Origin of the sequence: Cellulomonas sp. SLBN-39 (genome assembly GCF_006715865.1) — a bacterium.
In the GTDB taxonomy this organism is placed as follows: domain Bacteria; phylum Actinomycetota; class Actinomycetes; order Actinomycetales; family Cellulomonadaceae; genus Cellulomonas.
This window is the reverse complement of sequence record NZ_VFOA01000001.1, coordinates 1145106-1158452: the sequence shown is the minus strand read 5'-3', so window position 1 is coordinate 1158452 and position 13347 is coordinate 1145106. Positions and strand designations below refer to the sequence as shown.

The 13347-nt window shown below is 76.1% G+C and carries 10 protein-coding genes and 1 riboswitch; of the genes, 3 read left to right on the top strand and 7 right to left on the bottom strand.

Annotated features, from left to right (window positions below):
• Nucleotides 1–90 precede the first annotated feature (90 nt).
• Nucleotides 91–2283: a bifunctional UDP-sugar hydrolase/5'-nucleotidase gene (locus tag FBY24_RS05240; protein ID WP_255432233.1), complete on the bottom strand. Its 2193-nt coding sequence runs from the start codon at nucleotides 2281–2283 to the stop codon at nucleotides 91–93.
• A 112-nt stretch (nucleotides 2284–2395) separates the two neighbouring features.
• On the bottom strand, nucleotides 2396–3172 hold the full coding sequence (locus tag FBY24_RS05235; RefSeq protein WP_142158682.1) for a uracil-DNA glycosylase: 777 nt from the start codon (nucleotides 3170–3172) through the stop codon (nucleotides 2396–2398).
• A gap of 198 nt (nucleotides 3173–3370) precedes the next feature.
• Nucleotides 3371–3445, top strand: a riboswitch (cyclic di-GMP riboswitch).
• Between the two features lie 12 nt (nucleotides 3446–3457).
• On the opposite strand from FBY24_RS05235, the gene FBY24_RS05230 reads away from it, so the two are divergent.
• Nucleotides 3458–5293: a PKD domain-containing protein gene (locus tag FBY24_RS05230; protein ID WP_142158680.1), complete on the top strand. Its 1836-nt coding sequence runs from the start codon at nucleotides 3458–3460 to the stop codon at nucleotides 5291–5293.
• 75 nt (nucleotides 5294–5368) lie between these two features.
• Here the strand turns inward: FBY24_RS05230 and FBY24_RS05225 are convergent, their stop codons facing one another.
• Genes FBY24_RS05225 through FBY24_RS05215 form a run of 3 tightly spaced genes read right to left on the bottom strand, consistent with a single transcriptional unit; the run spans nucleotide 5369 to nucleotide 7190 of the window.
• Entirely contained in the window at nucleotides 5369–6289 is a 921-nt protein-coding gene (locus FBY24_RS05225; RefSeq protein WP_142158678.1) for a hypothetical protein, read from the bottom strand.
• Nucleotides 6290–6317: 28 nt separating this feature from the next.
• Entirely contained in the window at nucleotides 6318–6935 is a 618-nt protein-coding gene (locus tag FBY24_RS05220; protein ID WP_142158677.1) for an L-threonylcarbamoyladenylate synthase, read from the bottom strand.
• A 9-nt stretch (nucleotides 6936–6944) separates the two neighbouring features.
• Entirely contained in the window at nucleotides 6945–7190 is a 246-nt protein-coding gene (locus FBY24_RS05215; protein ID WP_142158675.1) for a hypothetical protein, read from the bottom strand.
• A 247-nt stretch (nucleotides 7191–7437) separates the two neighbouring features.
• On the opposite strand from FBY24_RS05215, the gene FBY24_RS05210 reads away from it, so the two are divergent.
• Complete coding sequence (locus FBY24_RS05210; RefSeq protein WP_142158673.1) at nucleotides 7438–8241, top strand: ABC transporter ATP-binding protein; 804 nt, start codon at nucleotides 7438–7440, stop codon at nucleotides 8239–8241.
• Nucleotides 8241–10823, top strand: a complete 2583-nt coding sequence (locus FBY24_RS05205; protein WP_142158671.1) for an ABC transporter permease — start codon at nucleotides 8241–8243, stop codon at nucleotides 10821–10823. The genes FBY24_RS05210 and FBY24_RS05205 overlap by 1 nt, the downstream gene beginning before the upstream one ends.
• 39 nt (nucleotides 10824–10862) lie before the next feature.
• Here FBY24_RS05205 and FBY24_RS05200 read toward each other — a convergent pair whose 3' ends face one another.
• Both FBY24_RS05200 and FBY24_RS05195 read right to left on the bottom strand, forming a co-directional pair.
• Nucleotides 10863–11234, bottom strand: coding sequence for a nucleotide pyrophosphohydrolase (locus FBY24_RS05200; protein ID WP_142158669.1), 372 nt, complete (start codon nucleotides 11232–11234; stop codon nucleotides 10863–10865).
• A gap of 25 nt (nucleotides 11235–11259) precedes the next feature.
• Nucleotides 11260–13317 (bottom strand): elongation factor G, encoded by a 2058-nt coding sequence (locus tag FBY24_RS05195; RefSeq protein WP_142158667.1) that lies wholly within the window; start codon nucleotides 13315–13317, stop codon nucleotides 11260–11262.
• Nucleotides 13318–13347: the final 30 nt, after the last annotated feature.

Here is a 13347-nt window from a genome sequence, read left to right as displayed (position 1 = left end):
CCCAGGCCCCGCCCCGGGGGCGAGTCCGGGCCCGGGGCCAGGGACGCCGACGGCCCGGCCCCGCGCGGGGACCGGGCCGTCGAGGGTGCGTCAGGCCGTGCGGCCCGCCGCGCGGCGGCGCAGGTGCAGCACGCCGGCGCCGGCGCCCAGCAGGGCCAGCGCCACGAGCAGCGCGGACGCGAGCGTCGCGCCCGTCGCGGCCAGCGCCTCGCTCGTGGCGGCGAGCACCTCGAGCTCGACCTCCACCGGGTCCAGGCCGTCGGACGTCAGCACGAGGCGGTGCTCACCCACGGGCAGCGACGACGGGACGGTCCACGCGATCGCGATCTCGCCGTCCGCGTCGGCGGTGAACGTGCCGATCTCCACCGGGGTCGAGTAGACGGTCGCCGTGACGCGCTGCCCGGGCTCCAGGCCCGTCAGGGTCGCCCGCAGCACGCCGCCGACGCGCACCTGCCCGGTGCGCAGGTCGACCCGCACCCAGTCCGCCCCGGTGGTCGGCGTCGGCGTCGGGGTGACGGTCGGGCTCGGGGCCGGCGTGGTCGGCCCCGCCGTGGGCGTCGGGGTCGGGCTCGGGGCGGGGGTGGTCGGCACGGGGGTCGGCTCCGAGCCGGTCGAGACGATCGAGCGGCCCAGCTCCGGCGGCGTGATCGGGCTGTGCGCCGCGACGTAGGACACGACGGCCTCGAGGTCGATCTGCCCGGAGTCGGCCCGGGACGCCGCCTCGGCGAAGGCCGCGAAGCCGTCGCCGCCGGACGCGAGGAACGAGTTGACCGCGACGCGGTACGTGGCCGTCGGGTCGAGCGGCTCGCCGTCGACCGTGACGGACGTGATGTGCGCGCCGCGCTCGGCCTCCTCCAGGTACGTGTACGTGAGGTTGCCGGACGTGCCGAGGTACAGCTTGGGGCGCGTCGAGCCGGCGGGCTGCCACTGCTCCTCGAGCGCCTGGCGGACCTGCGACCCGCGCATCTCCAGCACCACGAGGGTGTTGGCGAACGGCTGGACGTTGGCCACGTCGCGGTAGGTGAGGGTGCCGGCCGGCAGGTCGGCGCGCAGGCCGCCGGGGTTGGTGAACGCCAGGTCGGTCTCGGCGCCCCCGTACGCGGGGTTGTCGCGGCTCGTCGCCCACCGCTGGGAGTCCGCGACGAGGCTGCCGAGGCTCGACTCGGACCCGCGGTCCTCGACGCCGTCGACGTACGCGCGGCGGATCGCGGCGGTGGCGGTGCCGACCTCGACCGCGCCGGCCTCGGCCGCGGCCGCCGTCGCGGCGGTGACGACCGCCTGCACCGCGGGGTCCGCCGGGTACGCCGGCGCGCCGCCGACGACGGTCGGCAGCAGGTCCGTCGCGACCCCGACGACCTCCTCGGCGGCGGTGTCCCAGGTCAGGCGGACCCGCGCCAGGTGCGAGCCGTACTGCCCGCCCTGCACGACCGGGCGCTGCACGTCCGAGCCCGCGACGTCGAACGCGCACGCGTAGCCCAGGTGCGTGTGGCCGGAGAAGATCACGTCGACGTCGGCGGACGTCTCGCGCACGACCCGCCCGAACGCGTCGTCGGCCGCGCCGATCTGCGCGCACGAGGTCGTCTCGGCGCCCTCGTGCACGAGACCCACGACGACGTCGACCTCGTCGGCGAGCTCGGCCGACACCCGGTCCAGCGCCTCGACGGGGTCCCCGAAGTCCAGGTCCGCGATGCCCGCGGGCGACACCAGCGACGGCGTCTGCGCGGTGACGACGCCGACGAAGCCGATCGTGACGCCCTCGACGGTCGTCACCCACGACTCCGGCAGGACGGGGTCCTGCGTGCCCTTCGCGTAGACGTTCGCGCCGAGGATCGGGAAGTCCGCCTCGTCGGCGACACGGCCTGCGAGGTCCGCGAACCCGCGGTCGAACTCGTGGTTGCCGGCCGCCGAGACCGCCAGGCCCGCGGCGTTGAACGCCTCGATCGTGGGGGAGTCCTGCGCGATGAACGACGTGAACGTGGACGCGCCGATGGTGTCGCCCGCCGAGACCAGCACCGTCGCGGGGTTCTCGGCCCGCAGCTGTGCGACCGCACCGGCCAGCACGGGCAGGCCCGCGACACCGCTGCGCAGGTCGGGCTCGAGGCGGCCGTGCACGTCGTTGACGCCCAGCAGCTGCAGGTCGACCGTGCCGTCGGCCGGGGCGGCCGCCACCGGTGACGCGACGGCCGGGACGAGCGCGGTCGGGATCAGGGCGGCGGCGAGCGCGCACGACGTGACCGTCCTGGTCAGTCGGGCGCGAGGCTCCTGCGGTCGCGGTGCGGCCACGGTGGTCCTTCCTTCAGGGGTGCCGGCACGTCCGGCGAGACCCACGGACGCTAGGGGTGGGGTGTGACGAGGGACAGACCGGGAGGATACGGGCGTGTGAACGCCGCCGGGGTCACTCTTCCGGGTCCGCGTCCGCACCTGTCCGGGCGATCGCCTGCGCCCGCCGGAGCACCGCGTCGAGCATGGGCGGCGTCAGCCGCCCGGTGAACGTGTTCTGCTGGCTGACGTGGAAGCACCCGAGCAGCGTCAGCGCGTCCGGCGCCCCTGACCTGCGCAGCGTCACCTCCGCGCCGTGCGCGAACGACGGCCGCGGGCGCGGCACCGCCCAGCCCTGCTCGGCGAGCGTCGCGAGGACCGCCTGCCAGCCGAAGCCGCCGAGGACGACGACCACCCGCGGCGCCACCAGCGCGAGCTCGCGGTCCAGCCACGGCCCGCACGTGCGGCGCTCCGCGGGCGTCGGGGCGTTGGCGGGCGGCGCGCAGCGCACCGGTGCGGTGACGCGCACGCCGTGCAGCTCCAGGCCGTCGCCGCGGGAGACCGAGGTGGGCTGCGACGCGAGGCCGACCCGGTGCATGGCGGCGAACAGGAAGTCGCCGGACCGGTCGCCGGTGAACATGCGGCCCGTGCGGTTGGCGCCGTGCGCGGCCGGCGCGAGCCCGACGACGAGCACCCCGGCGTCCGGGTCGCCGAAGCCCGGGACGGGACGGCCCCAGTACTCCTGCCCGCGGAAGGCGGCCCGCGGGTGCGCGGCGACGTCCTCGCGCCAGGCCACCAGGCGCGGGCACGCGCGGCAGCCGGTGACGGCGGCGTCGAGCGCGGCGACGTCGCCGCACGCGGCCGCGGCACGGGCCACGGAGGACGCGTCGTGCGGGGCTCCTCGTCCGGTCATCCCGGCATCCTCCCCGACCGCAGGCTTTTACCACTGAGCGCGCGTTCATGTCGTCCCAGGACGGGTGTGTCGCGGGTGAAACCCGCGAGGCGCCGCAGCGCCCCACGCTGCGACGTCGGTCTGGATGACCGAATCGTCGCATCCGGTCCCCCGCCTGGGACCCTTGCCGCACCGTCGCGCGGTTCCTACGGTGTCGGGATCACGAAAGGGCACACCCGTCGCGAGGCGGGGTCGCAAAGCCATGGGGCCCACGCGGTCCGCCAGGCTGCCGAACGAGGGGGCGTCATGCACGCAGCGCGCACGCATGTCCGGAAGCTGGTCACCACCGCCGTCGCCGTGGCGCTCGCCGCGGTCCTGCTGACCCCCACCGGGGCGTCGGCCGCCGGCCCGCCGGACGTGGCGCCCGACGAGGGGATGCTGTTCGGCGCGTTCGTCGCCAAGCGGTCCGAGCCCACCGTCGAGGCCGCCTACGCCGGGTTCGAGCAGAAGATCGACCGTCGTCTCGACCTGCAGCGCACGTACAGCCTGTGGGACGACACCATGCCGCCGCCGGTCGTGCAGGCGGGCCTGGCCGAGGGTCGCACACCCGTGCTGTCGATCGAGCCGCGGCTGCGCGACGGCTCGCGGCTGTCGTGGGCGTCGGTCGCACGCGGCGACCACGACGCCCGCATCCGCAGCCAGGCGGCGGGCATCAGGTCGCTCGGGGTGCCCGTCTTCCTGACGTTCCACCACGAGCCCGACTACGCGCCCGCCCACGGCACCGGCGCCGACTTCCGGGCCGCCTGGCGGCACTACGTGGAGACGTTCCGCGCGCAGGGCGTGACCAACGTCGTGTGGACGTGGATCGTCACGCCGACCGTCTTCATCAAGACGACCTCGGGGCCGACGGCGGCCGAGTTCTACCCCGGCGACGACGTCGTCGACTGGCTCGGGCTGGACGCCTACAACTGGTTCGGCTGCGCGTCGCACGTGCCCGCCGCCTGGCGGCCGATGGCCGAGATCGCCGGCCCGTTCCGCGAGTTCGGGCGGGCCCGCGGCAAGCCGCTGATGCTCGCCGAGTGGGGCTCGTCGGAGGACCCGGCGAACCCGACGCGCAAGGCCACGTGGATGCGCGAGTCCATGCAGACGCTCGCCTCGTGGCCTGAGATCAAGGCCGTCGTGTACTTCCAGCAGCACGGGACCTGCCCGTGGTGGGTCGACTCGAGCGCGACCTCGATGAGCGGGTTCAAGGACGCCGCCACCGTGCCGGCCGCGCACGGCGTGCCCAGCGCGTGGCTGCAGCCCTCGACCGTGCACGGCCCCGCCCCGCTCGCGGTGCGGTTCGACGCCTCCCGCAGCGCCGGGTCCCTGTCCACGACCGGCACCGGGGTCGCGTCGTGGCGGTTCGAGCCCGGCGACGGCTCCGCGGCGCGCACCGGCACCGGCACGCCCCCGTCCGACCTGACCCACACGTACACCACGGCCGGCACCCGCACGGCCCGGCTCACCGTCACCGACGCCCGCGGCCTGACGTCCGTCGACACCGTCGGCGTCAGCGCCGTCGCCCTGCCCACGCTGTCCACGTCCGCCAAGGCCATCACCACGACGAGCAGCGACCTGACCGCGTGGGTCAACCCCAACGGGCTGGCCGGCAGCACGCGGTTCGAGTGGGGCACCACCACCGCCTACGGCGCGAGCACCACGACCGCCGTCCCCGCCGTGACGTGGGCGGCCACGGTCGTGGGCCGGGCCACCGGGCTGACGCCGTCGACGACCTACCAGGTCCGGGTCACGGCCACGACCGACGCGGGCAGCACCGTGCGGACCACGAGCTTCAGCACCGCGGGCAGGCCCACCACGGCGAAGTCCTGGGCGTCGGGCACCACCCGGACCACGACGACGCTCGGAGCCAACGTCAACACCCGGCACGCCGCGAGCACCGTGTGGTTCGAGCACGGCACGACGTCCGCCCTCGGCAAGAAGACCACGGCCGTCACGATGGCCGCCGTCGGCTACGACATGTCCACCACGGCCGCCGTCAGCGGGCTCGCCCCGGCGACGACGCACTACTACCGCGTGGTCGCCCAGAACGCCCACGGCACCACCTACGGCCCCGTGCAGACCTTCCGCACCACGTCCTGACCGGCACGCACGACGACGGACCGCCGCGCGCCCCCGGGCACGGGCGGTCCGTCGTCGCTGGGCCGGGCACCGCCGTCAGCGCGGCACCTCGACGACGTCCTCCCGGACCGCGTCGAGCTCCTGCGGCGCGGTCCACACCTCCCAGTACGTGTTCTCCGGCGTCCCCACGGCCGGCTCGTCCGGGGGCGGGTACGTCCAGCCCTGCACGCGGACGCGGCCGTCGCTCACCTGGACGACCTCGACCTCGTGCCCGCGCCAGCGCGCCCACGTCGTCACCCGGACGATCCGCGTCACCGCGGTGCGAGGCACCAGCCGGCTCCGGACACCCCGGCCGTCCTCCTCGAACCCCGCGGGCACGGGCCCCTGCCCGGGGGCGAGCAGCCGCAGGCGCGGCTTGTGCGCCGACACGGCCGCGTACGTCTGCCCGTCGAGGTCGGCGTACACCCCCGAGGGGCGGGGGAGCGGTGGCGCCGCGGGTGCGGCGGCTGGGGTGCGACGCCGTCCGGGCCGCAGGACCCGCGGCGGTCCCGTCGGGAGGCTCGGGCCCGGCGGTCGCGGTGGCGGCGGCCGGGTCGCCCACACGGCGGGGTCCAGCTCCTCGACGACCTCGACGGCGTCGAGGACCTCGTCGGGTCGCACCACCCCGGTGGTCCGCATGTCGTACTGGTCGTGCCGCAGGTACGGGGGCTGCCCCGTGGCGACGTCGTCGAACGGCGGCGGCCACCGGTCCGGCGGGTACCAGTCGACGAGGAGCTCGGGGCCGCCGTCGTCGGGCCTCGCGAGCACCAGCGGGTACCGGTGCGGCCCCAGGATCCAGGTGGTCACCTCGACGAGCCGCTCGAGCTCGTGCCACGCGACGCGAGGGTCCCCGCGCGGGGCGTGCACGGGGCTCTCCACCCCGTCCCGGGTGGCGAAGCGGCCCGTCCGCAGCGGGCGCGGCAGCCGCCCGACGCGCTCGCCGCCGCCCCCTGCCAGGTCGGCTGCCGGTTCGTCCACGTCTCCTCCGCGCGGTGCCGGTGCGCCGTCAGAACCGGTCGGGGTCGCCCGCGCCCGCGCGCACGACCTCGGGCGTGCCGGAGGTCCAGTCCACCACCGTGGTCGGCTCGGTCCCGCAGTCGCCCGCGTCGACGACGGCGTCCAGCACCGCGTCGAGCTCCTCCTTGATCTGCCAGCCCTCGGTCATCGGCCACTCGGCGCCGGGGACGACCAGGGAGCTCGACAGCAGCGGCTCGCCGAGCTCGTGCAGGATCGCCTGCGCGACGGGGTGGTCGGGGATGCGCACGCCGACCGACCGCTTCTTGGGGTGGGCGAGCCGGCGCGGCACCTCGGGGGTGGCCTGGAGGATGAACGTGTACGGGCCGGGCGTCGCGGCCTTGATCGCGCGGAACGCGCTGTTGTCCAGGTGCACGAGCTGGCCGAGCTGGGCGAAGTCGGCGCACACCAGCGTGAAGTGGTGCTTGTCGTCCAGGTGCCGGATGCGCCGGATGCGCTCGAGCCCGTCGGGGTTCTCGACCCGCGTGCCCAGGGCGTACATCGAGTCCGTCGGGTAGGCGACGACGGCGCCCTCGCGCAGCAGGGCGACGGTCTGCGCGATCGCGCGCGGCTGCGGGTCGTGCGGGTGCACGTCGAGGTAGCGGGCCATGACGTCAGGCTAGGACGTCGGCGGGACCTCCGCGCCCCGCAGGACCGTGGTGCCCGTCGTCCCGTCGGGCACCGCCGACGGCGTCGCGGTCACCAGCAGCGGCGCCGGTCCGGGCTGCGCCGGGCCGACGGCACGGGTCGCCGGGGCGGGCACGCGCGCCAGCGCCGCGTCCACGCCCCGGGCGGCGAGCCCCAGGGTCGCGCCGAGCACCGCGGCGGCGAGGACCGCGACCGACTTCGTGAGCGTGGTGAGCACGACCGACCTTCCGACGACCTGCGAGGACACCCCGGGCGGGGCACGTCCCCATCCTGGTGGCTGCCCGTCGACGGCGACACCCGGAAAACCCCCCGGCCCCACCCCGGGACGACCCCCGCGACGCTCAGGGGGCTCCCAGGGTTCCTCACCGATGCGCCGCCCCGCGCCGGGGTGGACGATCGACCATGACACCCGTCGGGCCGCACGCCGCGCCCGGACCCGCAGAGCACGAGCCGAGGACCAGACGATGACGAGCCCGATCGCGAGCGCCCGTGCGCTCACCCGCACCTACGGCACCGGGGAGACGGCGGTCCGCGCGCTCGACGGCGTCGACGTCGACTTCGAGCGCGGCCGCCTGACCGCCACGATGGGCCCCTCGGGCTCCGGCAAGTCCACGCTCATGCACTGCATGGCGGGCCTCGACCGCCCCACGTCCGGCACCGTCGTCGTCGACGGGCAGGAGGTCTCCGCGATGTCGGAGCGCCGCCTGACGAAGCTGCGCCGGGACCGCCTGGGCTTCGTGTTCCAGGCGTTCAACCTCGTGCCGACCCTGACGGCGCTGGAGAACATCACCCTGCCCGCGGACATCGCGCGCCGGCCGGTCGACCAGGACCACCTCGACGCCGTCGTGCGGGCCGTCGGCCTCACCGACCGGCTCGGGCACAAGCCGTCCGAGCTGTCCGGCGGGCAGCAGCAGCGCGTCGCGTGCGCCCGCGCCCTCGTGACGCGGCCGGCGGTCGTGTTCGCCGACGAGCCCACGGGCAACCTCGACTCCGCGTCGGCCCGCGAGGTGCTGACGTTCCTGCGCCGCAGCGTCGACGACCTCGGCCAGTCCGTCGTCATGGTCACGCACGACCCGACGGCCGCGTCGTACGCGGACCGCGTGCTCTTCCTCGCCGACGGACGCATCGTCGACGAGCTGCTCGACCCGACGCCCGACGCCGTCCTCGAGCGCCTGGGCGCCCTGAGCCGCGCCGACGCCGACGCGCGCACCGCGCGTCACGCCGCTGCCACGGCCCCCGCCGTGACCGCCGCCGCGCGGGTGCGCTGATGCTGCGGGTCACGCTGCGGGGCGTGCGCGCGCACGCCGTCCGGTTCGCGCTGTCGGTGCTGGCCGTCGCGCTCGGCGTCGCCTTCGTCGCCGGCACCTTCGCGCTGCGCACGATGATGTCCGACACCTTCCACGGGATCGTCGACGCGCAGGCGCCCGCCGAGGTCTACGTGCGCGGCACCGACCCGCTGCCCGGCGGCGGGGGCGAGGAGTCGATCGGCGAGGCGCGCACCCCCGTGCCGATCGCGCTGGTCGACGAGGTCGCAGACGTCGACGGCGTCGACGTCGCGCTGCCCGACCTGGCCGGCCCGGTCGTGCTCGTCGGAGCCGACGGCACGGCCGTGCAGTCCACGCAGGCCCCGAGCATCGGCATCGGCTTCGACGAGCGGGACCCGTCGCTGACGGTCCTGCAGGGCCGCGGCCCGGCCGCCGCCGACGAGGTCGCGCTCGAGGTCGCCACGCTCGAGTCGTCCGGGCTGGCGCTCGGCGACCGCACCGACGTCGTCGTCGCGGGCGAGGTCGTCGAGGTCGAGGTCGTCGGGGAGGTGTCCGCGGGCGGGCCGATGGCGGGCGCGACGCTCGTCTTCCTCGACCACGACGCGGCGCTCGCGGCGTTCGCCCCCGAGGGCCTGGTCAGCACCGTGTCCGTGTACGGCACCGACGGGACGGACGAGCAGGTGCTGGCCGACGCGGTGGGCGCGGCGCTCGACGGCAGCACGGTGCTCGCGGACGCGGGGGCCGCCGGCTCCGCCGAGGCCGTCACCGGCTCCTCGGTGCGCGCCGACCTGCAGGCGGACATCGACCAGCTCCTCGGCTTCGTCACCACGTTCCTGCTGGTCTTCGCCGTGGTGTCGCTGTTCGTCGGGGCGTTCCTCATCGCCAACACCTTCGCGATGTCGGTGCGGCAGCGGGTGCGCGAGTTCGCGCTGCTGCGGGCCGTGGGCGCCTCGCCCGCGCAGGTGTTCACCGTGGTCGTCGGCCAGGCCGTCGTGGTCGGGCTCGTGGGGTCCGCGCTCGGGGTGCTCGGCGGCCTGGGCCTGGTCTCGGTGCTGCGGGTCGTGCTCGCGCAGGTCGGCATGGACCTCACGGGTGACGTGCCGCTCGAGGTGCCGACCGTGGTGCTGTGCCTCGTGCTCGGCACGGTGGTCTCCGCGGTCGCCGCGGCCGTGCCGGCCCGCACCGCGGCCCTCGTGGCGCCGGTCGAGGCGATGCGCGGCGACGTCACCGTGCCCGAGCGGTCGCTGCGCCTGCGCGCCGTGCTCGGCGGTCTCGTCGCGCTCGCCGGGGCAGCGGCGGTGGCGTCCGCCGCCGTGCGGCCCACGACCGACCAGGCCGAGCTGCTGCTCGGCGGCGGGGCCGCGGCGGTGCTCGTCGGCGTGCTCGTCGCGTCGCCGACCGTCGCCCGCGCCGTGCTGCGCGTGCTCACCGTGCCGTTCGTGCGGCTGCTGCCCCCGATGGGGCGGCTCGCGCAGGGCAACGTCGTGCGCAACCCCCGGCGCACCGCCGGCACCGCCGGGGCCCTGGTCATCGGCATGGCCCTCGTCGGTGCCGTCTCCGTGATCGCCGCGTCCGCGCAGCAGTCCCTGGCGAGCGTCGTCGAGAGCTCGACCGACGCGGACCTCGTGCTGCGCTCGGCCAACCAGATCATCCCGGCCGGGGCCGTCGACGACGTCGCCGCGCTGCCCGAGGTGGGGGCGTCCGCGCCGCTGGCCTTCGGCACCGCCGCCGTCTCCGCGGAACCCGGTGCGGCCCCGACGGACGACGACGCGTCGTACGTCGTCGGCCTCGAGCCCGGCGTGCTCGGCGGGGCGCTGCTCGTCGACGTCGAGGACGGCAGCACCGACGACCTCGCCGACGGCACCGCGGTGATCAACTCCCAGACGGCCGGCGACGGGTGGGCCGTCGGCGACACCGTCACCGTGCGCGCCGGCGAGGGCAGCCGCGACCTCGACGTCGTGGCCGTCGTCGACACGCAGGTGGTCGGCGCGTCCGTGGTCGTGACCCGGGACGTGCTCGACGCGCTCGTCACCGAGCCGCAGGTCGACACGGTCTTCCTCGACGCCGCACCCGGCGTGGGCCTGGACGACCTGCGCACCGCCGTGGCCGACGCCGTCGCGCCGTACGTCGTCGTCTCCGTGCAGGACCAGGACGAGTTCGTCGACGCGATGGCCGCCCAGGTGGACCAGCTGCTCGTGATCCTCTACGCGCTGCTCGGGCTGTCGCTGGTGATCGCGGTGCTCGGGATCGTCAACACCCTCGCCCTGTCCGTCATCGAGCGGACGCGCGAGATCGGGCTGCTGCGGGCCGTCGGCCTCGGCCGGCTCCAGCTCGCGGGCACGGTGACGATCGAGTCGGTGCTGACGGCCGTGCTCGGCACGGTGCTGGGCCTCGCGGTCGGGGTCGGGCTCGCGTCCGCGCTGCCGCGGGTCTACGCCGAGGACGGGCTCGACCAGCTCGTGCTGCCGTGGGACCAGATCGCGACGATGGTCGGCCTGGCCGTGGTGGTCGGGGTGCTCGCGGCCCTGTGGCCCGCGACCCGCGCCGCCCGTCTGCGCGCCCTGGACGCGATCGCCTCGGAGTGAGCGGGACGGGGCCGGGCCCGTGCGACCCGGCCCCGCCGCTCAGCGCTTCTCGGGCGCGGTGCCGCGCACGGCGTCGGCGGGGAACCGGGTGCGGGCCGCGGCGATCTTGGCCTGCGCCGCCGCCGCGAGGTCGACGTCGAGGACGTCCGCGAGGCGCAGCAGGTAGACCAGGACGTCGGCCATCTCCTCGCCCGCGCGCTGCCGGCGCTCGGGTGCGGCGAAGCGGGCCGCGGCCTCGTCGGCGGGCACCCACTGGAACAGCTCGGCCAGCTCCCCGACCTCGCCGACGAGCGCGAGGACCAGCGACTTGGGGTCGTGGAACTGCTCCCAGTCGCGCTCGCGCGAGAACTCCCGCACCAGGCGGGTCAGCCCGGCCACGTCCGTCACGTCGTCGTCGGTCCCGTCCGCCATGCCCCCATCCTCGCGCGGGGAGCGGTCAGGCGGGGGTGAGGTGCTCCGGGCAGGGCTCGTAGTGGTCGGGCTCGACGCGCAGGTCCGCGCGCCCACCGGTCAGGGAGCGCAGGTCCAGCACGTACCGGGCGAGCTCCGCCTCCGGCACCGTGGCCTCGACGACCACGGAGCCGCCGTCCTGCGCGACGGTGTCGGTGATGCGGCCGCGCCGCGCGGACAGGTCGCTCATGACGTCGCCCTGCACGGTCGACGGCACGGTGACGTGCACCCGGCACACGGGCTCGAGCACCGTCGTGCCCGCCGTGGCCAGCGCCTCCTTGAGGCCGATCGACGCGGCCGTGCGGAACGCCATGTCGGACGAGTCGACCGAGTGGGCCTTGCCGTCGACGACCTCGACGCGCACGTCCACCACCGGGAAGCCGTGCGGGCCGCCGGCGGCCATGGCCTCGTGCACGCCACGCTCCACCGCGGGCAGGTAGGTGCGCGGGATCGCCCCGCCCACGACCCGGTCGACGAACTCCAGCCCGGCGCCACGCGGCAGCGGCGAGACCCGCATCTTCACGACCGCGAACTGCCCGTGCCCGCCGGACTGCTTCTTCAGCCGGCCCTCGACCTCGACGGACCGCGCGATCGTCTCGCGGTAGCCCACGGGCACGGGTGCCGTCGTCACGTGCACGCCGAACACCCGCGCGAGCCGCTCCAGCGCGACCGCCAGGTGCGTGTCGCCCAGGCCCCGCAGGACCGTGCGGTCGCCGGTGCGGTCGACCGCGAGGGTGGGGTCGTCGCCCACCAGGCGGGCCAGCGCGGCGGAGAGCCGGTCGTCGTCGGACTGCGTCACGGGCTCCAGCGCCAGGGCGTACACGCGCTGCCGCTCGCGCGGCGGCCGGGCCGTGCACGCCACGCCCGGCGATCCCTTGGTCGCCAGCAGCGCCCCCGTCGGCGTGCCGGTGAGCTTGGCGACGGCCGCGACCTCGCCCGCGCGCGCCGCGTCGACCGGCAGGTGCTCCTTGCCGCGCAGCCGGAACAGCCCCGAGACCCGCTCCTCGACGTGCGTGCTGGTGCAGACCAGCCGGTCGCCGGGCCGCACGGTGCCGGACAGCACGCGGAACAGCGTCACCTGCCCGACGAACGGGTCCGCGACCGTGCGGAACACGTGCACGAGCGCCGGACCGTCCGGGTCGACACCGACCTCGACCTCGGTGGTGCCGGCCAGGACGCTCACGCGCCGGTCGCCGGGCCCCGGGCCCAGCTCGCACAGCAGGTCGGCCAGCCGGTCGACGCCCACGCCCGTCAGCCCGGAGACGACGAGCACGGGCACGGCCTGCCCGTCGCGGACCTCGTGCGCGAGCGTGCGCTCCAGCTCGGCCGCCGTCGGCTCCTCGCCCGCGAGGTACCGCTCCAGCTGGTCGTCGTCGTGCGCGACGATCTCCTCGGTGACCTCCTCGTGCAGGCGGTGCTCCTCCGCGGCGACCTCCGCGGGCAGGGCCTGCACGTGGTGCGTGCCGTCCGCGTCGTAGGCGAACCCCTGCTCGCTGAGCACGTCCGCGACCCCGCCGAACGCCTGCTCCTCGCCCACGGGCAGCTCGAGCGGCACCAGCGTCGGCCCGAACGCGGCCCGCAGGTCGTCGAGCACGTGGTGGAAGTCGGCGCGCGCCTTGTCCTCCTTGGTCACCACGACCATCCGCGGCACGCCCGCGGCGCCCGCGGCCTCCCACGCCAGGTGCGTGCCGGCCTGCACGCCGTCGACCGCGCTGACCACGACGAGCGCCAGGTCGGCGGCGGTGAGCGCCGCGTCGACCACGCCCGCGAAGTCCAGCGCGCCCGGGGTGTCGAGCAGCGTCACGTCGTACGTCGACCCGTCGTCGGCGGTCCAGCCGAACGGGGCGACGCCGAGGCCGAGGGACACGCCGCGCGCGATCTCCTCGGGCTCGTGGTCGCTGACCGTGCTGCCGTCCTCGACCCGGCCGGCCCGGGTGAGCACGCCGGCGCGGTGCAGCAGCGCCTCGGTCAGTGTCGTCTTGCCGGCGCCCGAGGCGCCCAGCAGCGCCACGGTGCGGATCCTGGGCGTCGTTGCCTGGTCCATGCCTACTCCCACGCTGGAGCCGATGGTCCC